Source organism: Bradyrhizobium mercantei, assembly GCF_001982635.1.
Lineage (GTDB): Bacteria > Pseudomonadota > Alphaproteobacteria > Rhizobiales > Xanthobacteraceae > Bradyrhizobium > Bradyrhizobium mercantei.
This window is the reverse complement of record NZ_MKFI01000002.1, coordinates 917,852-943,307: the sequence shown is the minus strand read 5'-3', so window position 1 is coordinate 943,307 and position 25,456 is coordinate 917,852. Positions and strand designations below refer to the sequence as shown.

General features: G+C 64.7%; 26 protein-coding genes. 14 read left to right on the top strand and 12 right to left on the bottom strand.

Going from position 1 to position 25,456, the window contains the following annotated elements; translation table 11 throughout:
* Positions 1-173 precede the first annotated feature (173 nt).
* Entirely contained in the window at positions 174-596 is a 423-nt protein-coding gene (locus BI327_RS12005; RefSeq protein ID WP_076860424.1) for an MAPEG family protein, read from the top strand.
* A 22-nt stretch (positions 597-618) separates the two neighbouring features.
* A complete protein-coding gene (locus tag BI327_RS12000) occupies positions 619-1,917 on the top strand; it encodes an RsmB/NOP family class I SAM-dependent RNA methyltransferase (protein WP_076860423.1) in 1,299 nt (432 codons plus the stop codon).
* A 109-nt stretch (positions 1,918-2,026) separates the two neighbouring features.
* Here the strand turns inward: BI327_RS12000 and BI327_RS11995 are convergent, their stop codons facing one another.
* The gene (locus BI327_RS11995; protein ID WP_083742034.1) at positions 2,027-3,289 is read right to left on the bottom strand and encodes an MFS transporter; all 1,263 of its coding nucleotides are present in this window, start codon (positions 3,287-3,289) and stop codon (positions 2,027-2,029) included.
* Positions 3,290-3,401: 112 nt separating this feature from the next.
* Here BI327_RS11995 and BI327_RS11990 point away from each other — a divergent pair, with 112 nt between their 5' ends.
* The gene (locus tag BI327_RS11990; RefSeq protein WP_076860422.1) at positions 3,402-3,854 is read left to right on the top strand and encodes a winged helix-turn-helix transcriptional regulator; all 453 of its coding nucleotides are present in this window, start codon (positions 3,402-3,404) and stop codon (positions 3,852-3,854) included.
* Between the two features lie 247 nt (positions 3,855-4,101).
* On the opposite strand, the gene BI327_RS11985 is transcribed toward BI327_RS11990, so the two are convergent.
* Both BI327_RS11985 and BI327_RS11980 read right to left on the bottom strand, forming a co-directional pair.
* Complete coding sequence (locus BI327_RS11985) at positions 4,102-4,434, bottom strand: DHCW motif cupin fold protein (protein WP_076860421.1); 333 nt, start codon at positions 4,432-4,434, stop codon at positions 4,102-4,104.
* A gap of 174 nt (positions 4,435-4,608) precedes the next feature.
* Entirely contained in the window at positions 4,609-4,980 is a 372-nt protein-coding gene (locus BI327_RS11980; protein ID WP_076860420.1) for a nuclear transport factor 2 family protein, read from the bottom strand.
* A gap of 138 nt (positions 4,981-5,118) precedes the next feature.
* On the opposite strand from BI327_RS11980, the gene guaA reads away from it, so the two are divergent.
* Both guaA and BI327_RS11970 read left to right on the top strand, forming a co-directional pair.
* Positions 5,119-6,732, top strand: coding sequence for a glutamine-hydrolyzing GMP synthase (gene guaA / locus BI327_RS11975; protein WP_076860770.1), 1,614 nt, complete (start codon positions 5,119-5,121; stop codon positions 6,730-6,732).
* 73 nt (positions 6,733-6,805) lie between these two features.
* Entirely contained in the window at positions 6,806-7,708 is a 903-nt protein-coding gene (locus BI327_RS11970; RefSeq protein ID WP_076860419.1) for an HNH endonuclease, read from the top strand.
* 113 nt (positions 7,709-7,821) lie between these two features.
* Here BI327_RS11970 and BI327_RS11965 read toward each other — a convergent pair whose 3' ends face one another.
* Positions 7,822-8,385 carry a TetR/AcrR family transcriptional regulator gene (locus BI327_RS11965; RefSeq protein ID WP_076860418.1) on the bottom strand — a complete coding sequence of 188 codons (564 nt, stop codon included), beginning with the start codon at positions 8,383-8,385 and terminating at the stop codon, positions 7,822-7,824.
* Positions 8,386-8,499: 114 nt separating this feature from the next.
* Between BI327_RS11965 and BI327_RS11960 the strand changes: the two genes are divergently transcribed.
* Together BI327_RS11960 and BI327_RS11955 are read left to right on the top strand one after the other, a co-directional pair.
* Positions 8,500-9,156, top strand: a complete 657-nt coding sequence (locus BI327_RS11960) for a glutathione S-transferase (RefSeq protein WP_076860417.1) — start codon at positions 8,500-8,502, stop codon at positions 9,154-9,156.
* 1,054 nt (positions 9,157-10,210) lie between these two features.
* Positions 10,211-10,888 carry a hypothetical protein gene (locus tag BI327_RS11955; protein WP_076860416.1) on the top strand — a complete coding sequence of 226 codons (678 nt, stop codon included), beginning with the start codon at positions 10,211-10,213 and terminating at the stop codon, positions 10,886-10,888.
* 261 nt (positions 10,889-11,149) lie between these two features.
* On the opposite strand, the gene BI327_RS11950 is transcribed toward BI327_RS11955, so the two are convergent.
* From BI327_RS11950 to BI327_RS11940, 3 genes are all read right to left on the bottom strand, one after another.
* On the bottom strand, positions 11,150-11,386 hold the full coding sequence (locus tag BI327_RS11950) for a hypothetical protein (RefSeq protein ID WP_076860415.1): 237 nt from the start codon (positions 11,384-11,386) through the stop codon (positions 11,150-11,152).
* A 239-nt stretch (positions 11,387-11,625) separates the two neighbouring features.
* Positions 11,626-12,225: an NADPH-dependent F420 reductase gene (locus BI327_RS11945; RefSeq protein WP_076860414.1), complete on the bottom strand. Its 600-nt coding sequence runs from the start codon at positions 12,223-12,225 to the stop codon at positions 11,626-11,628.
* A 39-nt stretch (positions 12,226-12,264) separates the two neighbouring features.
* On the bottom strand, positions 12,265-12,999 hold the full coding sequence (locus BI327_RS11940; protein WP_076860413.1) for an SDR family NAD(P)-dependent oxidoreductase: 735 nt from the start codon (positions 12,997-12,999) through the stop codon (positions 12,265-12,267).
* A gap of 240 nt (positions 13,000-13,239) precedes the next feature.
* Between BI327_RS11940 and BI327_RS11935 the strand changes: the two genes are divergently transcribed.
* The 4 genes from BI327_RS11935 (at position 13,240) to BI327_RS11920 (ending at position 17,888) form a co-directional block, all read left to right on the top strand.
* A complete protein-coding gene (locus BI327_RS11935; protein WP_076860412.1) occupies positions 13,240-14,136 on the top strand; it encodes a LysR family transcriptional regulator in 897 nt (298 codons plus the stop codon).
* Positions 14,137-14,367: 231 nt separating this feature from the next.
* A complete protein-coding gene (locus BI327_RS11930) occupies positions 14,368-15,558 on the top strand; it encodes a serine hydrolase domain-containing protein (RefSeq protein WP_076860411.1) in 1,191 nt (396 codons plus the stop codon).
* A gap of 459 nt (positions 15,559-16,017) precedes the next feature.
* Complete coding sequence (locus BI327_RS11925) at positions 16,018-16,491, top strand: VOC family protein (RefSeq protein ID WP_076860410.1); 474 nt, start codon at positions 16,018-16,020, stop codon at positions 16,489-16,491.
* 134 nt (positions 16,492-16,625) lie between these two features.
* On the top strand, positions 16,626-17,888 hold the full coding sequence (locus BI327_RS11920) for a serine hydrolase domain-containing protein (RefSeq protein ID WP_076860409.1): 1,263 nt from the start codon (positions 16,626-16,628) through the stop codon (positions 17,886-17,888).
* Positions 17,889-18,020: 132 nt separating this feature from the next.
* Here BI327_RS11920 and BI327_RS11915 read toward each other — a convergent pair whose 3' ends face one another.
* Entirely contained in the window at positions 18,021-18,518 is a 498-nt protein-coding gene (locus tag BI327_RS11915) for a peptide deformylase (protein ID WP_076860408.1), read from the bottom strand.
* Positions 18,519-18,572: 54 nt separating this feature from the next.
* Positions 18,573-19,445: a bifunctional helix-turn-helix transcriptional regulator/GNAT family N-acetyltransferase gene (locus BI327_RS11910; RefSeq protein WP_076860407.1), complete on the bottom strand. Its 873-nt coding sequence runs from the start codon at positions 19,443-19,445 to the stop codon at positions 18,573-18,575.
* Between the two features lie 232 nt (positions 19,446-19,677).
* Here BI327_RS11910 and BI327_RS11905 point away from each other — a divergent pair, with 232 nt between their 5' ends.
* Positions 19,678-20,475: a DUF899 domain-containing protein gene (locus BI327_RS11905; RefSeq protein ID WP_089025469.1), complete on the top strand. Its 798-nt coding sequence runs from the start codon at positions 19,678-19,680 to the stop codon at positions 20,473-20,475.
* Between the two features lie 33 nt (positions 20,476-20,508).
* On the opposite strand, the gene BI327_RS11900 is transcribed toward BI327_RS11905, so the two are convergent.
* Positions 20,509-21,411 carry a LysR family transcriptional regulator gene (locus BI327_RS11900; RefSeq protein ID WP_076860406.1) on the bottom strand — a complete coding sequence of 301 codons (903 nt, stop codon included), beginning with the start codon at positions 21,409-21,411 and terminating at the stop codon, positions 20,509-20,511.
* 118 nt (positions 21,412-21,529) lie between these two features.
* Here BI327_RS11900 and BI327_RS11895 point away from each other — a divergent pair, with 118 nt between their 5' ends.
* Positions 21,530-22,315 (top strand): GNAT family N-acetyltransferase, encoded by a 786-nt coding sequence (locus tag BI327_RS11895; RefSeq protein WP_076860405.1) that lies wholly within the window; start codon positions 21,530-21,532, stop codon positions 22,313-22,315.
* Positions 22,312-23,490 (top strand): MFS transporter, encoded by a 1,179-nt coding sequence (locus BI327_RS11890; protein ID WP_076860404.1) that lies wholly within the window; start codon positions 22,312-22,314, stop codon positions 23,488-23,490. The genes BI327_RS11895 and BI327_RS11890 overlap by 4 nt, the downstream gene beginning before the upstream one ends.
* On the opposite strand, the gene BI327_RS11885 is transcribed toward BI327_RS11890, so the two are convergent.
* Positions 23,475-23,984 carry a DUF1993 domain-containing protein gene (locus BI327_RS11885; RefSeq protein ID WP_076860403.1) on the bottom strand — a complete coding sequence of 170 codons (510 nt, stop codon included), beginning with the start codon at positions 23,982-23,984 and terminating at the stop codon, positions 23,475-23,477. The two genes, BI327_RS11890 and BI327_RS11885, sit on opposite strands and share 16 nt — an antisense overlap.
* A 20-nt stretch (positions 23,985-24,004) precedes the next feature.
* The gene (locus tag BI327_RS11880; RefSeq protein ID WP_245334776.1) at positions 24,005-25,441 is read right to left on the bottom strand and encodes an MFS transporter; all 1,437 of its coding nucleotides are present in this window, start codon (positions 25,439-25,441) and stop codon (positions 24,005-24,007) included.
* Positions 25,442-25,456: the final 15 nt, after the last annotated feature.

Genomic DNA, 25,456 nt, shown 5'->3' with positions numbered 1-25,456 from the left:
CGCGTCATCCGTGAGGGCTGAAACCGCCATTGGTCCTGGGAGTTGGTCACCGGGGCTCGGATGATGGTTCAACAGGCTACCGCGTACGCTTCATTGTGCTCGGCGGCCGCGGCGGCTAAGAGGGCGGCAGTCCGCCTGTACAAAATCGCGCCCGTGGCTGAGGGAGATTTTTGATGTCGGTTCAAATGGTTCTGTTGCCGGTCTTCATCCAGATTGGGCTCACCTTCGCGCTCTTGTTCGCGATGGCGACGGCACGTACGAGGACGTTGACGAGCGGCGAGACCAAGATGGCCGATATCGCGCTGCGCGAACCGAACTGGCCGGCCGGCGCCACCAAGTTCGGCAACTGCTTTGCCAACCAGTTCGAGCTTCCGGTGCTGTTCTATGTCCTGATCGCCATTGCACTGCCGCTGCGCCGTGCCGATCTGTTCATCGTGCTGATGTCCTGGGTGTTCGTGGTCACGCGGTTTGCCCATGCCGGCGTGTTCGTCACCTCCAACGACGTGCGGCCGCGCTCGCTCGCCTGGTTCGCCGGCGTGCTGGTGCTGGCGGCGATGTGGCTGTATTTCGCGCTCAGACTGCTGCTGCTGATCTGATGCGCCCAACCGAAAGAGACCAATGACCCCCGCTGCCCGGCTTTCCGCCGCGATCGAGCTGATCGCCACCATCGACGCACAGCGCATTCCCGCGGCGAAAGCGCTGAAGGAATGGGGCACCGCGCACCGCTATGCCGGTTCCGGCGATCGCGCCGCGATCTCCGGCCTGATCTGGGACGTGCTGCGCCGGCAATCCTCCGCCGCCTGGCTGATGGACGATTCCAGCGCCCGCGCGCGGGTGCTCGGCATGCTCAAGCTCGAGCGCGGCATGGATATCCCGACGATCTCGGCGTTGTGCGACGGCGGCCGCTTCGCGCCGGATCCGTTGACCGCGACTGAAGAGGCTGCATTGGCCTCGCGCACGCTGAAGGATGCGCCGGCGCACGTCGCGGGCGACTATCCGGACTGGCTCGACCCGCATCTGGCAAAGGTGTTCGGCGACGACCGCGCCGCGGAAGCGACCGCGATGGCGAGCCGTGCGCCGCTCGACCTGCGCGTCAACACGCTGCGCGGCAAGCGCGAGAAGGTGCTGCCGCGGCTGTCGCATCTCGGCGCGAAGGAGACGCCGTGGTCGCCGCTCGGCCTGCGCATCGAGCTCGGCGCCGACGCGCGCAATCCCGGCATCCATGCCGAGGAGGATTTCATCAAGGGGGCCATCGAGGTCCAGGACGAGGGCTCGCAGCTCGCCGCGCTGTTCTCGGCGGCCAAGCCCGGCGAGCAGGTGATCGACCTCTGCGCCGGCGCCGGCGGCAAGACGCTGGCGATTGCAGCTCAGATGCAAGGCAAGGGCCGGCTGATTGCGACCGACAGCGACAAGCGCCAGCTCGCGCCGATCCATGAGCGGCTGTCGCGCGCCGGCGTGCACAATTGCGACGTGCGCACGCCGCGCGGCGAGGAGGAGGTGCTGTCCGACATCAAGGCGTCCGCCGACCTCGTGCTGATCGATGCGCCCTGCACCGGCACCGGCACTTGGCGCCGCAATCCCGACGCCAAATGGCGGATGCGCCCCGGCGCGCTCGAGGTGCGGCTGAAGGACCAGGCCGAGGTGCTGGAGCGCGCCGCGCCGCTGGTGAAGGCCGGCGGCCGCATCGCCTACATCACCTGCTCGGTGCTGCCGGAGGAGAACGGCGAGCAGGTCAAGGCGTTCATCGCGCGGCATCCGGAGTTTTCCGTGCAGCCGCCGGAGCAGACCGCATCGGTGCTGTGGGACAAGGCCGAGGCATTTGGCGAGGCCGCGCTGGTCTCGGCGGAGGGCCTGCTGATGACGCCGCGCCGGACTGGAACGGACGGGTTTTACGTCTCGGTGCTGAAGAAGACGTGAGGCTTTCTCCGCCGTCATTGCGAGGAGCGTAGCGACGAAGCAATCCATGCCTCCGCACATGCGGTGCGATGGATTGCTTCGCTTCGCTCGCAATGACGGGTTGAGTACCCTACGCTTCGGAGCACACCGCCACCGTCACCGGCGTCCTGCTCACCACGATCACCCAGAACAGCAGCGCGACCGCGCTGATCGAAGCACCCAGCACGCAGACACCGAGCCAGCCGGCCGTCGCATAGGCCAGCGTCGAAGAGATCGCGCCAAATCCCGTTCCGATCGAATAGAACACCATGTAGCCGCCGACCAGCCGGCTCGCGGCCTCGGGGCGCGCGGTAACGATCAGGCTCTGGTTGGTGACGTGGATCGCCTGCACCGCGAAGTCGATCATCACGACGCCCGCCAGCACCAGCCACAGCGATGTGCTGAGGCAGGCGATCGGCACCCAGCCGGCCAGCATCAACAGCAGCGACAATCCGGTGGTGCGCTGGCCCCAGCCGCGATCGGCGAGCTGGCCGGAATTGCGCGCCGCCAGCGCACCGGCAAGGCCGGCGATCCCGAGCATGCCGATGGTGGTGTGCGACAGCGACAGCGGCGGCGCCGCCAGCGGCAGCACCACCGAGCTCCAGAACACGCTGAAGCTTGCGAAGATCAGGAGCGCGAACACCGCGCGCTCGCGCAGCACCGGCTCCTCGACAAACAGCGCGACCGTCGAGCGCAGCAGCTTCGCGTAGGACGATCCGGCCATCGGCTGCGGCGCATGGCGCGGCAGCGCGCGCGCCAGCAGCGCCGCCAGCACCAGCGTCAGCGCGGCCGAGGTGAGATAGACCACGCGCCAGCCGCCGAGATCGGCCAGCGCCCCGGCGGCAAAACGTGCCAGCAAAATGCCCGAGACCACGCCGCTGGTCACGGTGCCGATGGTGCGGCCGCGATCGGCGGGTGCGGCCAGCGTCGCGGCATAGGCGACCAGGACCTGGATCACGACCGCGAGCAGCCCGACCAGCACCATGCCGGCGAGCAGCACGGCGGCGTTCGGCGCGGTGCCGACGATGGTGAGCGCGAGCGCCGACAACACGGTCTGGCCGACGATCAGCCTGCGGCGGTCGAGGAGATCGCCGAGCGGCACGATCAGCACAAGGCCGAAGGCGTAGCCGATCTGCGTCAGCGTCACGACGCCGCCGATCACAGCGGGTGTGATGGCAAGATCCTGCGCCATGGTGTCGAGCAGCGGCTGCGCGAAATAGATGTTGGCGACGCTGAGCCCGCAGGCGACGGCGAACAGCAGCACAACGGCGGGCGACAGCGCGCTCGCCACCGTGTTGTCCGTCTTGTCGTCGCCCTTGGCCGGCCGGGCCGCCGTCATGGTCTGGTTCGTCATCACGCCTCCGCTGCGTCTGCAATCTGGTCTTATAATGAGACCAGTTGCGCCAGGCGCTGTCTAGTCCTATTTTAAGACCAGTTCGGAATCGTGATCGAGGAGGAGGGCTGCGATGAAGCGGACCGGTTTCGCCAGGGCGGACTGCCCGGTGGCGCGCGCGCTGGATGCGATCGGCGACTGGTGGTCGCTGTTGATCGTGCGCGACGCGTTCGACGGCCTGCGCCGGTTCGGCGACTTCCAGAAGAATCTCGGCATCGCCAAGGGCATGCTGACGACCCGGCTGCGCACGCTGGTCGAGCTCGGCGTGCTCGAGCAGGTCGCAGCGTCCGACGGCAGCGCCTATCAGGAATATGCGCTCACGAAGCGGGGACGCGACCTGTTCCCGGTCGTGGTTTCCTTGCGGCAATGGGGCGAGGCGCATCTCTACGCCCGCGGCGAGGCGCATTCGGTGCTGCTGGACCAGGCCGGGCAGGCGGTCGGGCAACTGGTGCTGCCGTCGAAGAGCGGCAAGCCGCTGGGCTGGGCGGAGACGAAGGTGAGGAAGGTTGCGGGGCGGAGGCGGTGAGTGCGGGGCGCTATCCACGTCACGTCATTGCGAGGAGCGTAGCGACGAAGCAATCCATCGCTCCGAGCATGCGGACAGATGGATTGCTTCGCGGAGCCTGTCATCCGGCGGCGCTTCGCGCCGACCGGGTGGCTCGCAATGACGGGATGGAGCCGGGCTGTCGCCCTTCGAGACGCGCTGCGCGCTCCTCCAGCGACAACGGCGAAGCCGTTGCGCGGGGGTGACGGGAGAGAGTAGAGCTGCCTGCTCAATCCACAATGAACAGCGTTGCCCCCGTCTTCGTCGACGAGCGGTGCGCGGCGTCGCCGAAATCCGAGACCTGGTAGCTCATGCCTGATGTCAGCGTGAATTTGCGGCCGTCGCGCAGTTCGGTGTCGAGCTCGCCCGCGACGACGTAGAGCACATGGCCGCGATCGCACCAGTGGTCGGCGAGATAATCAGGCGAATATTCGACCATCCGCACCCGCAGCTCGCCGATATTGAGCGTGCGCCACAGCGCTTGCCCGGTTTCGCCGGGATGCACTGACGGTTCGACGCGGCTCCAGTCGGTGACGGTGAAGGGCAGGGTGGGGATTTTCATGTGCGTGGTCCTACGCTCTGCATCCTACATACTGGCGTCATCCTGAGGTGCGCGTCGAGCGGTGCGTAAGCAGCGCTCGGCGAGCCTCGAAGGATGGGGATAGAGCCGGGCCGTCGCCCTTCGAGACGCGCTACGCGCTCCTCAGGGTGACGGATGACTGCATGCGCAGCAACCTCAATGCACCAGATGGTTCGCCGAGCCCTGCTTGATCTTGCCCTGATCATCGAGCCGCAGATACTCGCAGATCTTCTTGCCGCGTTCGTTCTGGTAGAACACGACGACGCTGTCAGGCGAGACAAAGAGGTCGATCAGCTCGAAATGCAGCTCGGGCAATTTCGCCAGCGCCGCGCTCCAATAGGCGCGCAGCTGCGCCTTGCCGCGCACCGTGCCCGACGCGCCGAAGCCGAACGCCGGGATCCGGTCCGAGGTCATCTCGGTGTCGTCAGCATACATCGCCAGCACCCGCTCGAGGTCGCGCGCGTTCCAGGCGGCGATCCAGTCGCGGCCGAGGGCTAAGAGGCGGGACGGGTCGTGAAAATCCGGCATTGGTTTCCTCCTTGTTTGCTTGTGGCCAAATTAGGTCAATAATACTGACCTATATCGATTTGTCCATGCCCAAAGAAGAATGTGGGCGCAACGCTGGCCGCGGTTGCGGGGGCGGGCGCTGTCGCGTATCTGCTTGCCATGACAGCCCAGCACACAGACCGTGAATCGTCGGCGCCCTCGGTGGCCTCGGCGCATGACAAGATTCTGATTGTCGATTTCGGCAGCCAGGTCACGCAACTGATCGCCCGCCGCGTCCGCGAGATGGGCGTCTATTCCGAGATCGTGCCGTTCCAGAAGGCGGAGGCCGCCTTCAAGGAGATGAAGCCGAAGGCGGTGATCCTCTCCGGCGGTCCGGAATCGGTGCACGAGACCGGCTCGCCGCGCGCCCCGCAGCTGATCTTCGAATCCGGCGTTCCCGTGCTCGGCATCTGCTACGGCCAGATGACCTTGGCGGCCCAGCTCGGCGGCGAGGTCGAGGGCGGCCACCACCGCGAATTCGGCCGCGCCGATGTCGAGGTGAAGACCGACAGCCAGCTGTTCGACGGCCTCTGGAACCACGGCGAGAAGCACCAGGTGTGGATGAGCCATGGCGACCGCATCACCAAGATGCCGCCCGGCTTCTCGGTGGCCGGCACCTCGCCGAACGCGCCGTTCGCGATCATCCAGGATGAGAAGCGCAAATATTACGGCCTGATGTTCCACCCCGAGGTGGTGCACACGCCCGACGGCGCGAAGCTGCTGCGCAATTTCGTGCGCAAGGTTGCAGGCCTGACCGGCGACTGGACCATGCGCGCCTTCCGCGAGGAGGCGATCGAGAAGATCCGCGCCCAGGTCGGCAAGGGCAAGGTGATCTGCGGCCTCTCCGGCGGCGTCGATTCCGCCGTCGCCGCGGTCCTGATCCACGAGGCGATCGGTGACCAGCTCACTTGCGTGTTCGTCGATCACGGCCTGCTGCGGCTCGACGAGGCCAAGACCGTCGTCGACCTGTTCCGCAACCACTACAATATCCCGCTGGTCCATGTGGACGCGTCGAAAGAGTTTCTCGGCGAGCTCGAAGGCGTCACCGATCCCGAGGTGAAGCGCAAGACCATCGGCCGCCTGTTCATCGACGTGTTCGAGGCGGAAGCCAAGAAGATCGCAAAAAAAGGCGAAGGACCGGCCGCGTTCCTGGCGCAGGGCACGCTCTATCCCGACGTGATCGAGAGCGTCTCCTTCACCGGCGGCCCGTCGGTCACCATCAAGTCGCACCACAATGTCGGCGGCCTCCCGGCGCGCATGAACATGAAGCTGGTCGAGCCCTTGCGCGAATTGTTCAAGGACGAGGTGCGCGTGCTCGGCCGCGAGCTCGGCCTGCCCGAAGTCTTCGTCGGCCGCCACCCGTTCCCGGGCCCCGGCCTTGCGATCCGCTGCCCCGGCGACATCACCAGGGAGAAGCTCGACATCCTGCGCAACGCGGATGCCGTCTATATCGACCAGATCCGCAAGCACGGCCTCTATGATGCGATCTGGCAGGCCTTCGCGGTGCTGCTGCCGGTCAAGACCGTCGGCGTGATGGGCGACGGTCGCACCTACGAATACGTCGTCGGCCTGCGCGCCGTCACCTCGACCGACGGCATGACTGCCGACTTCTACCAGTTCGACATGAAATTCCTGGGCGAGACCGCGACGCGCATCATCAACGAGGTGAAGGGCGTCAACCGGGTGGTGTACGACGTGACGTCTAAGCCGCCGGGGACGATTGAGTGGGAGTAGAGACAACATGAGGCGATCTTTCTTGGAGATTTAGCCTCGAGGATCAAGACGGGAAGGCTTTGCCGATCAAGCTATGGGACTGGGAGTATTCATTCATCGGCTGGACTCGATCTATGAGGACAGTCCAGCCGAACAGTATCAATTTCCCAGCCAGTATTTGCGTCGCGTAGAAGCGTGCGTCGGTGATTGGATAATTTACTACGAACCGCGCAAGGTCGCGGAAACGCGTGGCTACTTTGCGATTGCAAAGGTTCATCAAGTTATCGCAGACCCAAGCGCACCTGGGATGTATCTTGCGCTGATTGAGCCGGGAAGTTACCTCGACTTTGCCAATCCGGTTCCCTTTAACGATCCAACCGGGCAGCCGATAGAACGAGGAGTTCTCAACGACGAGGGACGGATTTCGGGACGCGCTCAGTCGGCAGTCCGGCCAATCTCTCCTGAAGATTTCAGTAGAATCGTTGGAATCGGCCTCGAGGAAAAGGCTCCCTTACTGCCTCGGCTCGATGATGAAATGCCACTGCCTACTCTTGCAGAAGAGCAGGTGCCTTTCACGTACGACCAACAGCGTGATCGCGCCACAGTCACTATGTCGAGGATCTTGCGCGATCGGATATTCCGACGCGTCGTCCTGCGCGCCTATGATGAGCGGTGCGCCATTACAGGGCTAAAACTCATTAATGGAAGAGGGCGGGCAGAGGTTGCGGCCGCACACATTCGGCCAGTGGAAGCTAGCGGACCCGACATCATCAGCAACGGGATCGCGCTTTCAGGCACGGCGCATTGGATGTTTGACCGCGGCTTGATCAGCTTGGCTGACAATCTGGAAATATTGATCTCGCGGCAGACCAACGATCCGCAAGGCATACGATCGATCATTAACAAGTCAGGTCTTGCGCTTGCGCCGCAACGCACGTCTGACCGTCCGCATCCGCATTTCCTTCGATGGCATCGAGAGCATTGCTTCAAGCAATGAGCTTGTGGACAATTGGCAGGCGTAGCCCGGATGAGCGTAGCGATATCCGGGGCTCTTTCACTCGCGTTGTGGTCTCCCGCATATCGCTGCGCTCATGCGGGCTACGCGGCTAGCTACGCCGGCAGCAGACCGGCGGCGCGATAGCTGTCGATCAGGGAGTCGTAGAGCGAAATATCGGAGCGGCTTCTGGCCATCAGCTGCGCGCCGGCGACGGCGGCGAAGATGGCGCGGGCGCGCTGTTCGCTCTTTCTTGCACTGGCCAGGCGCGCCGCAACCAGCAGCTTGCTCAGCCACGCCACGTTGACGTCGGCAAAGGTCTGGACCTCCTGCTTCACCGCGTCCGGCAGGTCGTCGACCTCCGCGGACATGAAGCTGCACAGGCACATGCGATTGTTGTTCTCGAGCGCCTTGCGAAACACCTCGGGATATCGACGCAGGCAGCGGACAGGATCCGCCGTTTCCGCCAGCATCGCCTCGAGCTGGGCGGCGGTGTCCTCCCAGTAGCGCCGGGCGACGGCGGCGCCGAGTTCGGCCTTGCTCGGAAAATGGTGATAGATGCTGGCTGCCTTGATCCCGACCTCGTCCGCGAGATCGCGGAAATTCAAGCCGCCATAGCCGCGCGCCTGCGCGGTCCGCTTTGCTGCCGCCAAGATGGCCTCCCGAGCGCTTGAACTCACGTCGTCCTCTCACTGCTTCGTTATCTACCAAGTGACAGGTAGGGCTTGACCAGCCAGATGTGAAGTACTCATATCGGACCTACCAAGTGACAGGTAGACAAAATGGGAGTTGTGATGAAGATCTACGATTGGCCGACCGGTCCATATCCGGCCCGCGTTCGCATCGCCCTGGCCGAGAAGAACCTGCGGCCGCAGGTGCAGTTCGTCCTGGTCGATCTCTACAAGGGCGAGCACAAGAAACCGGAATTCCTCGCGAAGAACTACTCGGGCACGCTGCCGGTGCTCGAACTCGACGACGGGACCTACATTGGCGAATGCACGGCCATTACCGAATATCTCGACGCGCTCGATGGCGCGCCGACGCTGACCGGCAGGACGCCACGCGAAAAGGGCGTGATCCACATGATGAGCAAACGCGCGGAACTGGAGGTGCTCGACCCCATCAGCGTCTATTTCCACCACGCCACGCCGGGTCTTGGGCCTCATGTCGAGATCTATCAGAACCCCGAATGGGGCTTCCGTCAGCGCGACAAGGCTCTCAGGGGGATGCACTACTTTGACGGCATTCTGCAGCGGCAGCCGTTCGTCGCCGGCGAGGCGTTCACGATGGCCGATATCACCCTCATCGGCGGCCTGATCTTCGCCGGACTCCTGAAGGTGCCTGTGCCGGCGGAGTGCGAGGCTCTTTCGGCATGGTACGCGAGGATGCAGGAGCGTCCCAGCGTCAGGAACCGGATCGCGATGTCCGAGCCGGCCAACGCGTCTGGTTGAAAGGCGTCTGGTTGAGCGGAGACTGTGCACGTCGGCTCTCGCGAGTCCTGTGCGAGGGCGGATCGGCAAGTGTCCCAAGTGGTGCCCGGATGAGCCAACGGGTCGCGCGAACGCGCGCCCGATGACAGGCTCCGCGATATCCGGGCACTTTCATTCGTGTCGTGGTCTCCCGCATATCGCTGCGCTCATGCGGGCTACGCGGCTGACGCAAATCAAATCTCTCCGCATCACCTGCGACAAATCACCCCGACGGGCAACTCAGCAAAACCTGTCAATCCGCGAATAAGAAAATATTCCGCTTGGCGTTTGACCCAACTCAGCTGTTCAATATGCGCGTCTCACCCGACACGAGGGGCGGATCGCGATCGTCACGAACGCGGGTCGAGATGCGGTGGACGCTGAATGCGCGACTGACGAGTGCGCGTGAGGCGGACGGCGAAGTCGTGTGGTCCTGACGCCCTCATGGCAGGTGTCTCTTCACATTGCGCGGTGCGCGTGGCGAAGGCGGTGACAAAAAAGCCTGGTCTCGCCGGGGAGAGCACGAAGTAAGCCGTAGCCCATCGCGCAGGGAAAGCCGGGTTGTTTCCGGTTACACCTGTGGTCCTACCCCCCGAGCTTTCTACCTATTGCTCGGGGCCCATGGGTGCGATCGGCACCCGGCTTTCCCTGCGCCCTCTGTTTCCAGAGAGGCGGAACGACGCACAAAGCTCGGACAGATCATGTCGCGAGATCGCGAATGCTTAAGCTGTTTGAAATGTGAATGCTGTTGCTGGCGCGGCGGGGCGCAATGGCGGGTTACGCTGGCGCTGACCCGTTCTACGAAGCGCTCCGAAACGCAGAGAGCTGCAATGTGCGACCGCAGCAGGCGTAGCCCGGACGAGCGTAGCGATATCCAGGGCTTCGATTTGCGTCGTGAACTCCCGCATATCGCTGCGCTCATGCGGGCTACGCGGCCGTATCCTGGCCCTGTGTAAGGCAAATTTTACCTTTCGCGACCTTCAATTTCTTAATCGGTGCCGCTTAACTTCCCGCGCAAAACAACGGGGAGTTCCGCATGTTCGGCAGGCGCAAGACACCGGGCGATTCCGCATTCCCGCTGCCTCCAGTCGATTCTGACGGCAAGCGCCGCGTGTTCGGAGAAGACGTGTTCGCGGGACGCCACGGCGCCATGCTGCAGGCGCTGGGATTCAGCCTGAACGACGCCGCGAATATCATTCCCGACCAGGCCGAGGACGAGCGCAGGATCAAGCAATCCCTGGCGACGCAGGATGCGCGCCGGACCGAGATCGAAACGGAAATGCTGCGGGCCCATGGCCACAACGCGATCCGACCGTTCTTCGTGCTTTCCGGGCCGGTCTGGAACGGCGAACTCGGGCAATGGCTGGTCAAGGTGATGCACCTGTTGCCTTATGACGATTGGAATATCGTCTACCTCCCGATGGACCGGGCGACGCAGGCGGCCATGGGCGGTCTTCCCCTGCATCCGCAGCAGTCGATCGATCCAATCGACGAGCTGATGTGCAAGCAGATCGGCGGCTTCTACAGTCAGTTCAAGGAAGGCAAGCAAAAGGTGGACGCACACGTTCGCGAGGTCGGTATTTCAGCCGCCCACGACATGCTGGACAAGTTCGTGACTTATGTCGATCAGATGCCCCGCCAGATTCTCGATCACATCGCCATCGTACGACCAAAGATCATCGAGCTCATTGCCGACGTTCAGAGCAGGGCGTAGCGCCCGGGCCACAAGGCTAAAGCGCGATGAGATTGGGTCGAGTCGTCATCACGCTTTAGCTTTTTGCTTGAGCATGATCTTTTCGGAAAACCGCTTCGCACTTTTCCGGATCATGCGCGAGGACGCGCGGGGCTCTTCACTGAGCAACTCGTAGGGTGGATTAGCGAAGCGTAATCCACCGCACCTTTGAAGCCACGCTCGTGATGGCGGGCTTCGCTTCGCCAACCCGCCCACGATCTCTGATCAGTGCGCGCAGCGCGATCAATACGGACCCGGTTCGCACGGGACATTGCCGCCGGTCCAGGGCGCGGTGGCGAATGAACCGACGCGCGGCGCTGGAATGCACGCGCGCCCGTCGACGTAGACGGGCTCGGCCGGCGCGGCGGCGTTGGCCTCTGCGACATGGCGGGACACGGCACGGGTTTCACGCGCCATTGCCGGCGACGCGATCATGGCAACCGCGATCAAAGCAGCCGACAGAAGTTTGACGTTCGTCATTGAGTTACTCCGTTTTTTATGGGGCCAAGGAGTCTGGCCTCACCGGATAGATGTGCGCGGCAATGGCGGACTTAAATGCAATCCTCGCTCACGCCGGCTCAACGTCGCGTGAGTAGGCGTGGCCCGCAATCAAGCGCAGCGCTGGGGCACCTCTGTCATCGCGTCGCGCGGTGTCCCGCATGCGGCTGTGCTCATGCGGGCTACGCGCTTCTCGCCTCGATCACGCGATCGTGGATCGATCACTGCTCCTTCTTGAACAAATCCTGGAAGATGAGCCGGCCCCAGGTGCCGCCGCGTCCCTGCACCAGCGCGCCTCCCTCGTTGAGCTTTCCGAGCTTGACGGGGGCGAACCCGAGTTGTTTGGCCAGGGCCGCCACGGGGGCGGTCGCGTCCTCGTCGTCACCAGACAGAAAGACGACCCGGTGCCCGCCCTCGACGACCGGATCGGCAGCGAGCTTAGCCGCAATCAGGTGATTGAAGCCCTTCACGAGCCTGGCGCCGGTGAAGGCCTTTGCGACGAAGCCGGAGGAGGGGAGACCGTCGAGCTCCGCAGGCGGAGCTAACGTGTTCATGGTGTCGATGACCGTCTTGCCTTGCCAGCTCGGCAGGGCCTTCGCGATCTCGCGATGCTCCTCGAACGGGACCGCCAGGAAGATTGTGTCGGCCGCGAGTGCTTCCCGCAGCGACTTGGCGACGACATTGGGTCCAATCGCCCGGGCCTGCGGCGCCAAGGCCTCGGGCGACCGGCGGCTTGCGACGGTCACGTCGATGTTGTTGCGGGCGAAGGCGTGGGCGAGGGCCTGGCCGATCTTGCCGAATCCGACAATCGCGTAGCTCATGATGTTTCTCCGATCCATGTTGGTCTTGATTGGCTGCCGTCAGATGGCCGAGAAGCCGCCGTCGACAGACAGCTCGACGCCATTCACGAAGCTGGACTCGTCAGACGCAAGAAACACCGCGGCCGCGGCGATTTCCTCAGGACGACCCATCTTTCCCCGCGGGATCAGGGATTCGAACATCCGCTTCGCTTCCGCGGTGAGAACCTGGTCCTGCATCGGTGTGGCGATCGGTCCCGGGCTCAGCACGTTCACGCGGATATTCCTGCCCTTCAGTTCGTTGAGCCAGGTGCGTGCGAATGAGCGCAACGCGGCCTTGCTCGCCGCATACACGCCGTAACCGGGAAAGCCCTTCACCGAGGCAACCGACCCGGTCATGAAGATCGATCCGCCGTCGTTGAACAGCGGCAGCGCCTTCTGAACCGTAAACAGCGTGCCGCGCGTATTGAGGCCGAAGGCCGCATCGAAATGCTGCTCGGTGATCTCGCCGAGCGGGACGGATTCGCCGATGCCGGCGCTCGCGTACAGGACGTCGATCCTGCCCTTGTCCCGCTTCACCGTATCGAACAGGCGGTCGAGGTCGTCGAGATTGGCCGCGTCGCCGCGCACGCCGGTCACGTTCCGGCCAATCAGCCTGACGGCCGCGTCGAGCGCCTCCTGCCTGCGGCCGGTGATGAAAACATGGGCGCCTTCGTCAACGAACCGCTTGGCGCTTGCCAGCGCCATGCCGCTCGACCCACCCGTGATGACTGCAACCTTACCCTCTAGCTTTCCCATGACTTCTCCTTTCAAGCTCCGCCTTTGGTCGTTCGGGGAGGCCCCGAGACCCGCAACATGGGTCCGGCGGCGTCAGGCGTTGAGTAGGGAACCGCGCACACCGGTGGTGCGAAATCGATCCGGCTGGACGTCCAACGGCAGCCGCGCTCGTCGGCATAGGCTATGATGACTGCCGTTATTGCCGTTCGATGTGCTAGAGGCGGGCTTTGGAAGGCGCACCACGCGGTGCCGGATTGCACCATGATCGACTGGGATGACGTTCGCTACTTTCTTGCCGTCGCGCGTGGAGGCTCGGTGCGGGCCGCCGCCGAGCGCCTCGGGGTCAATCACTCGACCGTGCTTCGGCGCATCGCACAGCTCGAGGAACGCCTCGGGGCGCACATGTTCGAAAAGCTGCCTTCGGGCTACCGCCTGACGGCTGCGGGCGAGGAGGTCCTCGAGTTCGCGGACCAGATGGATGCGTCGTCGCACCAGCTGGCGACGCGCGTCTTCGGGCGCGACCAGGGCGTGCGCGGGCTGCTGCGGGTCACGCTGGCCCCGACGCTGGCGACGCATCTGCTGATGCCGGACTTCGCCGATTTCGCGCGTCTGCATCCGGACATCGAGATTGAAATCCTGTCGTCCGGCGAACTGGCAAATCTGACCAATCGAGAGGCCGACGTCGCGATCCGCGTCGTCTACGACCGCAAAACCCTGCCGCTCAATCTTCACGGCCTGAAGGGCCCGGAGCTGTTCGGCGGCGTCTACATGTCCCGCGATCGACTGGCCGCGTGGCGTGCGGGCGCGCCTGACCCTGTCAGGTGGATCGTCATCAGCATGCATGGCATCCCGGACTGGGCCGGCGAGGGTGAGGTTCGCACCACCGGGGTTCCGTTCAGGACCACGGACGGCGAGGCGCAGCTCGCTGCAGTCCGGCAAGGGCTCGGGATGACGACACTGCCGTGCTTTGTCGGAGATGCCGACCCCCTATTGGTGAAGGTGCCCGGCACCGAGCTGCACATGCACGGCACGCTCTGGCTTCTCACCCAGGGCGAGACACGCAAGACCAAGCGCGTGCGGTTGTTCACTGAGTTCGTATCGCGCAGGCTCGCCGCGTACGCGCCGCTTCTCGCGGGATTGTCCGTGTCGCGCGACTGATGCGCGGCAGGTCGCCGGCGTAGCCCGGCTGAGCGCAGCGATATCCGGGATCTCCTATCAGCGCCCGTAAGGTGGCGTTGCGCATGTCGCGCTACTCATGCCGGCGCACGAACTTTTCCATCAACCGAAATTGAAACAAACAGTAACGGTGATTTCATTCGCGTGTTACGGAGTTTTGCGATATGATGCAACCAAAGGTTAATCGTGCATCTTCACTGGCGAGAGGGCGACATGAGCGGCCAAATCATCGAAGCGGCGACAAGTCCGGCACAGATCGTTCAGCAGGCAGCCGCAGATTATCTCAATGTCAGCAATGCGCCTGGCTGCTGCATCGCGGTCTACGACCAAAAGTCGTTCGGCACCAAGGGCTACGTCTATCCCAAGGGACTGTCAGGCGTTGCCGGCTCGTCGCCCGCGCCGTTTGCCGTCACGACCGACACGGTGTTCGAGATCGGATCGGTGACCAAGGTGTTCACCAGCACATTGCTGGCGGTGGCGGTCGAGGCGGGCGGGCCTTTTCTCGACAATCCCATCGGCCCTTATCTGAACAATTTCAGCACGAATCCGGTGGGAACGCCGGTGCTGGACGCCATCACGCTCCAGCAATTCGCCACCCATACATCCGGCATGCCGGAGCAGCCTGGAGACGGCTTGACCGGCTACAGCAAGCAATTGTTTGCCGACGAGCCGCCCTCCAGCGAACTTATCGCGTGGTGGAATCAATATGACACGCCGCCGTCCGGCTGCTGGCAGTACTCCAATATCGGCTTCGTGACTTTGGGTTTTGCGGTCACGCAGATGTTTGGCAAAGACCAGGGCCACAACTACAACGAGATCCTGGCCGAATACGTCACCGGTCCGCTCGACATGAAGCAGACCGGAGCCGTCGTCAATCCATCATGGAAGATCGCGCAGGGATGCATCGGGCATTGGAGCAAGAGCTCTCAGCCGCCATATCCGATCGTTTTCGACGGCAATACGCCGACCGGCGACTCGGCATTTGATCTGAAGACCACCGGCGACGACATGATCAAGTTTCTTGCCGCGCAGATCGCGGCCCCGAACGGGAAGATCGGGAAGCAGATCGCGCTCACGCAACAGAAGGTGGGGACATACCCCGTCTGCGGGAACAAAAAGGACACGGTCACCATGGGCCTCGCCTGGCAACTTACCGCCGACACGCAGGGCCATACCGTGTTCACAAAGAACGGCGCGACGAGCAAGGGCGGGTTCGAAGCGATCGTGATCGTCGTGCCGGAACTGCAGTGCGGCGTCGCGGTGTTGAGCAACCAGTATTTCAATGCGTCGGGCGTGCACCCCGCCGGGATCGCGCCCGGCCGCACCGCGCTCAACATCATCTCGCAGCTTCATCCAGGGTTCGAACTGACCGAACCGCTGGCAGAACACGAGGCATTCGACTAGCGAACCTGGCCCTGGACTGAGCCAACGGGCCGGCGCAAAGCGCGCACCGTTGGCTCAATCTTGGCTACAGTCTGTACCCCATCCTCAGCCGTGATCGCCCGGCGTGACCGGGCGATCCAGTACGCCGCGGCCCATCGGTTCAATAGCGGTTGCCTCTGGAATACTGGATGACCGGCTTTCGCGGGTGATGACACCGCGTTGTTTGACATCTTGCATTGCGAACAATCACCATCGTCGTCCTGGCGACCCATTACCGCAGCCGCGCATTGTTCCGCGACGCTGGGGCCCCAATCCCGTTCATCATCAAATTCGGTGGTTCCGGGTCCTGGCTTTCGCCGGGACGACAGTCGTGCGTGGAGAGACGGCGCTGTGACAATCGCCATCCTGCAAATTACTCTCCCAGGTGCTGTCGGATCCTGCGCCGGCCAATCGTCCTCCGGGCAAACAAAGGAGACTGCGATGACGGATCTTGTGACCTGCCTGTGGTTCGATCAGGGCAAAGCGCGTGAGGCGGCGGAGTTTTATGCCGCGACCTTTCCGGATAGCCATGTCGACGTCGGCCATCAATCGCCGATACCGGGCATCGGGCAGGGGGATGAACTGACCGTCGAGTTCACCGTGCTCGGCCGCCGCTTCGTCGGGCTGAATGGTGGTTCCAACTACACGCCGAACGAGGCGGTGAGTTTCATGGTGCTGACCGACAGCCAGGAGGAGACCGATCGCTACTGGAACGCGGTCACTGGCAATGGCGGCCAGGAATTGCCGTGCGGCTGGTGCCGGGATCGCTGGGGCTTTGCCTGGCAGATCACGCCGCGGCGGCTGCTCGCGCTCGTCAACGCAGCCGATCGCGCCGTCGGCAAGCGCGCAATGGAGGCGATGATGACGATGAAGAAGATCGACATCGCCGCGATCGAGCGGGCGGCCGCTGTGTAATCCGTGTGCCGGAAATAACGAGCTGCGCGGATCACCATGCGCTCGGGGCGACGATCACCCCGGCGCAAACGCGGGATGTCTCCCTTGCCATCGCGTGATACGAAATTCGTATCGCAGCTTTGGAGCCCGCCTTGATGTCCGTCGCAGCCGCCCCCAATCAACAACAGCCCGCCACCGCCGCCGAGAGCGATCCGCAAACGCTTGGCTGGATGCAGGGCTTTCCGCCGCCGCAGGACAAGACCATCACATTCCAGGACGGCTCGTTCCGCAGCTTTCCGGAATTGCGCTGGGCGTGGAGCAATATTCGCCAGCTGGTGCCGACGGTGAATGTCTGGCGCGGGGCAGGGCCGGCGTCGGTGCTGCCGCGCGAGGACCACGATATCGGTGCGTCCGCGTCGGTCACGATGGACGGACGCCCGCAGACCTTTGCGCGCATGCTCGAGGACAGCTACGCCGACGGTATCGCCGTGCTGCACCGGGGCAAGTTGATCTACGAGCGCTATTTCGGTGCCTTGAGGCCGCACAAGCCGCATATCGCGATGTCGGTGACGAAGTCGTTCACCGGCACGCTCGCCGGCATTCTGATCGCCGAGGGCAAGATCGATCCGCAGGCGCCGATCACAGACTACGTGCCGGAGCTGAAGGCTAGCGCGTTCGGCGACGCGCGCGTGCATGAGGCGATGGATATGACCACGGGCCTGAAATACACCGAGGTCTATACCGACAGGAATTCCGACGTCTGGGGGCTGCGGCGCGCCAACGGCATGGCGCCGATCCCGCCGGGTTATGAAGGCGCGACCAACATTTTCGATTTCCTCTGCGCGCAGCAGAAGCAGGGCGAGCACGGCAAGGCCTTCGCCTACAAGACCGTCAATTCCGACGTGCTGGCCTTCATCTGCCGCCGCGCCAGCGGCATGACGCTGTCGGACCTGCTCTCCGAGCGGATCTGGGCGCCGATGGGCGCGGAGGAGGACGCGCATTACCACGTCGACCGCATCGGCACCGAGAGCGGCGGCGGCGGGCTGTCGACCACGCTGCGCGATCTCGCCCGCTTCGGCGAGACCATCCGCAATCACGGGCGCTTCAACGGCCGCCAGATCGTGCCGTCTCAGGTGGTCGAAGACATCGCGCGCGGCGGCGATCCCGAAAAATTCAAGCCGGCCGGCTACAGCACGCTGCCCGGCGCGTCCTATCGCAACCAGTGGTGGGTGACGCACAATGCGCACGGCGCCTTCATGGCGCGCGGCGTGCATGGCCAGGGCATCTACATCGATCCGAAGGCCGAGATGGTGATCGCGCGCTACGCCTCGCACCCGATGGCCGGCAACGCCGCCAACGACCCGGTGACGCTGCCGGCGTATATGGCGCTGGCCAAGGACTTGATGGCGGGAGCGTAGGACGGAGGCGGATTGATTCAGCCGCGTAGGACGCGTAGCCCGGATGAGCGCAGCGATATCCGGGGCTCTTTTGCAGGTTCACCATGATCTGTCCCGCATGTCGCTTCGCTCCTGCGGGCTACGGTCTGCGGCCTAACCGCGCGAGATCTTCTCGAACCGCTTGATCAGGCGCTCCCGCTTCAGCCGCGACAGCCGCCTGATCCAGAACATGCCGTCGAGCTGGTCGATCTCGTGCTGATGGCACACCGCGCGCAGACCATCCGACTCTTCGGTCTGCGCGTTGCCATCCGTGTCCTGATAGCGGATGCGGACGCGCGCATGGCGCTCGACCTCGTCGGTGACGCCGGGCATCGAGACGCTGCCTTCCTTGTGCAGGATCATCTCGTCCGAGGTGCGGATGATCTCCGGATTGACATAGGTCCGCGGTCCTTCGCTGGTGTCGAGCTCGAGCACCACGACGCGCAAGGACACGCCGATATGCGGCGCGGTGATGCCGATGCCCGGCGCCGCACGCATGGTCTCGAGCAGGTCCTGCGCCAGTTCGCGCAGCGCGTCGTCGAACACGGTCACCGGCTCGGCCGGCAGTGCCAGCCGCGGATCGGGATAGCGGACGATGGGACGAATGGTCATACGAGCGTCTTAGGCCAGCGTAGGACGTTGGACAACCCGCGCGCGGCACACCGCTCAGAGGCGCTTTTCGAAGAACAGATCGGGGTAGGGGTCGTCGTTGAAGCGCGGGATCTCGGTCCAGCCGCTCCGGCGGTAGAGCTGACCGGCTTCCGCCAGCGCGCTGTTGGTGTCGAGCCGCAGCACCTCAATTCCAAGCTCGCGCGCGGCGCGCTCCGCGGCGTCCATCAGGCGCCGGCCGAGGCCGAGGCCGCGTGCGCTCGGTGCGACCCAGAGCCGCTTGATCTCCGCGAATTCACCGCTCGCCCCCTTCAGCCCGACGCAGCCGAGCGGCAGGCCGTCTGACATTGCCACGATGAAGCTGCCGCGCGGGCGCACCATGTCCTTGGCATCAGGATCGCGCGACAGCTTGACGTCAAAGCCCTGTTTGAACCGCCGCGCCAGCTCGGCGTAATATTCGCCGAGGCAGTAGCGCGCTTCGTCGCTGCGCGGGTCCATTTCGTCCAGCGCCGTGCCGTCGCGCCCGAGCGCCGAAGCGATCAGATCCATCGCCGCCAGCAGCGCCTCGCGTTGCGTGTGGTGGCTAAGAAAATCCTTCGCCTGCCGGTTGGAGATCGCCTCATAGGCGTTGAACTCGCGCTTGCCCGCCGCCGTCAGCCTTGCGATGCGGCGGCGCGCGTCGTTCTCATGCGCCGTGGTCTCGATCAGTTCCTCGTCCTCGAGGCTGCGGAGCAGCCGGCTCATCAGGCCGGAATCGAGCCCGAGATAATCCCTGATCTCGCCGACGTCAGTGCGGCCATGCCCGATCGCGTTCAGCACGCGCGCTGCGCCGAGCGGGCGGCCGCGGCCGAGGAATGAGGTGTCGAGCGCGCCGACGGCGGAGGTGACGGCACGGTTGAAGCGGCGGACGCGGGAAACAGGGTCGAGCATATATCTGACTTTAGTCAGAAATCTTGTCGACGTCAATTGGCGGCGGCCGCGTCGCGCCATCTGCAACAAAGTCGAGCGCTCCGGCGGAAGTGCGAAAATCCCGACACACTTGTCACTCCCACCATCCGCTGCCGCCGCGCCAGATTACGGCATGGCCAATGACGAACGGCCGCCAGCAATGGAACTGCGCAGTGGTGCCGGAGTTCGTCCAATTCGAAAGATGGAGATCATCATGACCAAATCAGCTGAAAACGATCGCGGCGGGCTGGCGGCAATGCAGACCCCGCCGGTCGTGACGCGGGAGGCGTGGGAGGCGGCGCGCCTGGAACTGCTGGTGAAGGAAAAGGCGCATGTGCGGGCACGCGACGCGCTCGCGGCCGAGCGGCGGCGGATGCCCTGGATGGCGGTCGAGAAGACATATGTTTTCGAAGGGCCGAACGGCAAGGCGAGCCTGCTCGATTTGTTCGAGGGCCGCCGGCAGTTGATCATCTACCGCGCGTTCTTCGAGCCCGGCGTGTTCGGGTGGCCGGATCACGGCTGCCGCGGCTGCTCGCTCGGCGCCGACCAGGTCAGCCATCTCTCGCATCTGAACCAGCGCGACACCACGCTCGCTTACGCCTCGCGCGCGCCGCAGGCCGACATTGCGCGGCTGAAGGCGCGGATGGAGTGGGACATGCCGTGGTACACGATCACCGACAGCTTTGACGCCGACTTCGGCGTTGCCGAGTGGCACGGCCACAACGTGTTCATCCGCGACGGCGAACGGATCTTCCGCACCTATCTCGTCAATAGCCGCGGCGACGAATCAATGGGTACGGTGTGGAGCTATCTCGATATCACGCCGTTCGGCCGCCAGGAGCTCTGGGAGGACTCGCCGAAAGGCTATCCGCAGGGCCCGACCTACAAATGGTGGAATTGGCACGACAATTACGAGGCCGAGGCCACGCCGAACGCGAAGTGGGCGGCGGTGACCGATGCCGGCGAGGCCGCGTTCCGCAAGATCGCGGAAGAGGAACGCAAGGCCACTTGACGGGTGGAGCAGGGAGGACGCGCCGCGTCCTCCCTAGCCGCTCTTGTCTTTAGCAGCCGATAGCATCTTCAGTGCCGACAGCGTCTGCCGCAGCCCGCGGTCGAGGCGCTTGTCGCGCCGGATCACGACCGCGAGCCGGCGGTAGAGTTTTGGCGACAGCGAGCGGACGATCAGGTCGCGCTGCCTGGTCTTGGCCGGGACGGCCATGCCGGGCAGAATCGCGCAGCCGAGGCCGGCACGCACCATCTCCTTGATCGCCTCGACGCTGCCGAGCGACATCAACGGCTTGACCGACACGCCGCCGCGGGCGAGCCATTCGTCCGCGGTGCGCCTGGTGTTGCCGCCGGGCTCGAACAGTAGGACAGGCCTTGCCGCCAGCACCTCCGGCGTGATCCGCGCCGGCAGTTTCATGTCGCGCGGCGCGATCAGCACGAACTCGTCGTTCATCACAGGCGTGATCTCGAAACTGCGCCCCGAGACCGGCAGCGTGACCAGCGCGATGTCGATCGTGTTGTCCTCCACGGCCCGCGCGATCTCCGCGGTGTTGCCGGTCGTGACCGTGATCTCGAGCGAAGGCAATGCGGCGCGCAGCTCCTTCAGGATCGGCGGCAGCAGGAAGATGCAGGCGGTCGCACCGGTGCCAAGCCGCACGCGGCCCGCGGTTCCCGTGGTCTGCTGCGCGACGGCGTCGACCGCCGATGTCACGGCGGCGTGGATCTGCCCCGCGTGCGCGAGCAGCGCGACACCGGCGGCGGTCGGTCTGGCCCGACGTCCGACCCGCTCGATCAGGGTCGCATTCAGGCTCCGCTCGAGCTGGCGCACCTGCAGGCTCACCGCAGGCTGCGTGAGCTGCAGCCGCTCGGCGGCGGCAGAGAAGCTGCCGCAATCGATCACGGCGGCGAAGCTTTCGAGATAGTCGAGGTTGAGGCTCTTCATCGAAGCGTCTTCATCAAAGTATCTCTTATGCAGCGCATAAGATGTCAAAGCTTCCCTTATATAGGGCCAGGGCGCATAGTCCGGCAAGCGACGGTTTCGGCCAGATCGGGAGCAGGCATTGCCCGGCCTCAAATCCATTGGCAACGTCATCGTCGAGCTGGGACGCCATCTTGCGGTCTCGCCGCATTCGCGCATCCGCCGCTGGCAGGCGTTGCGCGAACTCGACGATCGCCTGCTGGCGGATGTCGGGCTGTCGCGCTGCGACGTCGAGATGAGCCCGTGGTATCCGCAGCCGGCATCGACGCGCCGGCGAAGCGCAGGCATGATGCCGCGAGACGAGAGTGGAAAAATGAGAGACAGCGAACACACCGTGATCCGCGACGCCACCGAGGTCGACATGGCGGAGGTGCAGCGCATCTACGCGCACCACGTGCTCAACGGGCTCGCGACCTTCGAGGAAGAACCGCCGACGCTCGACGAGATGCTCAGGCGCCGCGCCGCCGTGCTGGCCGCGGGGCTGCCGTATCTCGTCGCCGATATCGATGGACGCGTGGCTGGCTACTCCTACGCGACGGCGTACCGGCCGCGGCCTGCCTATCGCAACACCATCGAAGACTCGGTCTATGTGTCGGAAGCCCTGCGCGGCCGCCGCGTCGGCGGGGCGCTGCTGCGGACGCTGATCGAACGGTCGGAGGCGGGGCCCTGGCGGCAGATGATCGCCGTGATCGGCAACAGCGGCAACGCCGGATCGATCGCGCTGCACCGTCGCATGGGGTTCGAGATGGTCGGGACGCTGCGATCGGTCGGCTTCAAGCTCGGGCAGTGGGTCGATACCGTCCTGATGCAGCGGCCGCTGGGGTTGGGCGCTTCTGCGCTTCCCTCGGACAAGGAAACAGCCCGGTGATCGCACGCCGGGTCGTTGTCGCCCTCGGGCTCGCTCAGTTGATCTCGTGGGGCGCGACCTACTACCTGATCGGCGGTTTTGGCGAGCAGATTGTTGCGGATCTCGGCTGGAGCCGCGACATCGTCTATGGCGGGTTTGCCGCTGCACTCCTGGTGATGGGTGTGGCGTCGCCGCTCGCGGGCAGGTGGGTGGATCGAAGTGGTGGCCGGCAGGTGATGGTCGCCGGCGCCGTGATCAACGCGCTCGGCTGCGCCGGTCTCGCGGCGTCCTATCAGATCAGTACCTATTTCGCGTCGTGGCTCGTTCTCGGCCTCGGCATGCGGCTGACGCTGTACGATGCTGCGTTCGCGGCGCTGGCCCGCATCGGCGGACCGGAGGCACGCCGCGCGATGTCCGGGATCACCTTGCTCGGCGGCCTGGCGGCAACCGTGTTCTGGCCGCTCGGCCATGCGCTGTCGGAACATTTCGGCTGGCGCGTTGCGGTGCTGGCCTATGCCGGCTTTGCGCTGCTGACGATCCCGCTGCATCTGATGATCCCGAACAAGCGGTTTGCTGCCGTACTCAGTTCGTCGGCCGTGGTGCCCAAGCAGCCGCGCGCCGTCGGCCGCCGGCAGCTTGCGGCGGCGGGCGGGCTCTATGCCGTGATCATGACCGGCGCCAACTTCCTGAATGCCGGCATGTCGGCGCACATGATCGCGGTGCTCTCGGGCCTCGGGCTCACCGTCACTGTGGCGGTGTGGATTGCGACGCTGCGGGGCGTCGGCCAATCCGCCGCGCGTCTTTGCGAAATCCTGTTCGGCGCACGGCTCGATCCGCTCGCACTCAATTTTGCGGCCTGCCTGATCATGCCGCTGTCGTTCATCGCCGGCCTGTTCAGTGGGGCGTCGAAGGAGATGGGGATCGCCTTCGCGCTGCTCTACGGCGCCTGCAACGGCATTCTCACGATCACCAGGGGCACGCTGCCGCTGATCCTGTTCGATCATCGCAGCTATGGCACGCTGGTCGGCAGATTGATCGTTCCGAGCTTCATCCTGCCGGCCGCGGCGCCTCTGGTCTATGCGGTCGTGATCGACCGGCTCGGCGATGCGAGCGCGCTCTATCTCTCGACCGGCCTTGCCCTGATGACGTTGCTCGCCGCCGTTCTGCTCAAGGTATTGTTTCAATCGGAGAGATAGTTGCCGAGGAAATCCCGCTTGCCGAGCGGCACGCCGCGATGGCGCAGGATGGCGTAGGCCGTGGTGACGTGGAAGAACAGGCTCGGCAGCGCGAAGCCGTACAGATAACGTGCTGCCTGCATTTGCGGGACACCGAACGGCAGAGTGATGATGCGTTCTGCGGCCCGGTCGAATGCCTTAACCGGAACGGTGTCGATATAGTCGAGCGTTCGCGAGATGCGGGTGTGGGCCTCGGCGAGGCTCCGCTCATCGTCGGCAAAGGGCGGCGGCTCGAGGCCGGCGAGCCGCCCGGCCGCGCCCTTGGCATGATCGCTGGCCCGTTGCACCTGGCCGACCAGCGTCAGCATATCGGGCGCCAGCCGAGCCGCCAGCATGGCGTCGGGATCGAGACCGCGTTCGCGGGCGTGGGTCTCACCCTTGCGCAAGAGGTAGGCGAGCGCGTCGAGCATCTGGCGAAACACCGGCACGGATGCATCATAGAGCGGAGCGTTCATGGATTTCTCTCCTCCTGATTTCAGCCCGCCGCCTCGCGCGGCAGCCATAGCGACAGCCAGCCGCCGAGTGCCAGCAGCGCGACATTGCAGCCGAGCGCGATCGTGAAGGCGTGCGCGTAATCGTCGGCTTGCGGATGCGGCCCGAGCAGGCTGTAGAAGACGCCGCCGATGATGGCGACCCCGAGCGCGGCGCCGATCTGGAAGGTCGAGATCATCATGCCCGATGCCAGCCCGGCATGGCGCGGATCGATGCTGCCGATCACGGCCTTGATCACCGAAGGCATCACGGTGCCGAAGCCGAGCCCGCCGCAGATCAGGCCGAATTCAAGGCTTTGCGGCAGCACGCCACTGACCGACAGCATCACGACCCCGAAGCCGATGACCTGGAGCGCGAAGCCGAGCGTCAGCGTGCGCGCGCCAAGCCATTGCATGACGAGCGATGACACCAGCGAGCTCATGAAGAAGCCGGTGGCAAAGGGCAGGGTGGCGAGGCCCGCCGCCAGCGGGGATTGATGCAGTCCGCTTTGCAGGTAGACCGCAAAGGTCAGATAGAACGAGGACAGCATGTAGAAGGCGAGCGCCATCAGCAGGCCGATGACGAAATCGCTGTTGCGCAGCAGATGCAGGGCGACCAGCGGGTCGCCGCCGCGGGCAGAGAGGCGCGCCTCGAAGCGGACGAAGCCGGCGGCCATCAGCGGTGAGATCAGCAGCATCGCGATGATCCAGACGGGCCAGCCGGATTCGCGGCCCTCGATCAGCGGATAGACCAGGAGGCCGAGCGTGACCGACAGCAGGATGACGCCGCCGATGTCGAGCCGCTGCGCATGCTCGGCGCGCGAGTCAGACAGGAACGACAGGCCGCCGATGAACGCGGCGAGGCCGATCGGCACGTTGATCAGGAAGATCGCCTGCCAGGCCAGTCCGAACGGATGGGCCGACACCAGGATGCCGCCCAGCACCTGGCCGCAGATATTCGCGAGCCCAAACGTGGCGCCATAGAAGCCGAGCGCGCGGCTCTGTTCGGCCGCGGGAAACAGCACGCGGATCGAGGCCAGCACCTGCGGCGCCATCGCGGTGGCAGTGAGGCCTTGCAGGATGCGTCCGGCGACAAGCACGGCGGGCGACCATGCGATGCCGCACAGCACCGATGCGATCGTGAAGCCGGCGACGCCGGTCAGGAACATGCGCCGCCGCCCCAGGAGGTCGCCGAGCCGGCCGCCTGTGATCAGGAAGACCGCGTAGGTCGCGGCATAGGCCGAGATCACGAACTGCACCTCGCTCGCCGTCGCGCCGAGATTGTCGCGGATGGCAGGCAGCGCGAGGTTGACGACGTTGAAGTCGAGGATCGGCAGGAAGGCGCCGGTCAGAAGAACAGGCAGCGCCAGCCATCGCCGCGGGTCGACGGCTGCCGGCCGCGTGTCGTGCAATTGCATGGTCTCGGTGGTCTCGCTTGTCACCTGGCAGCTCCTCTC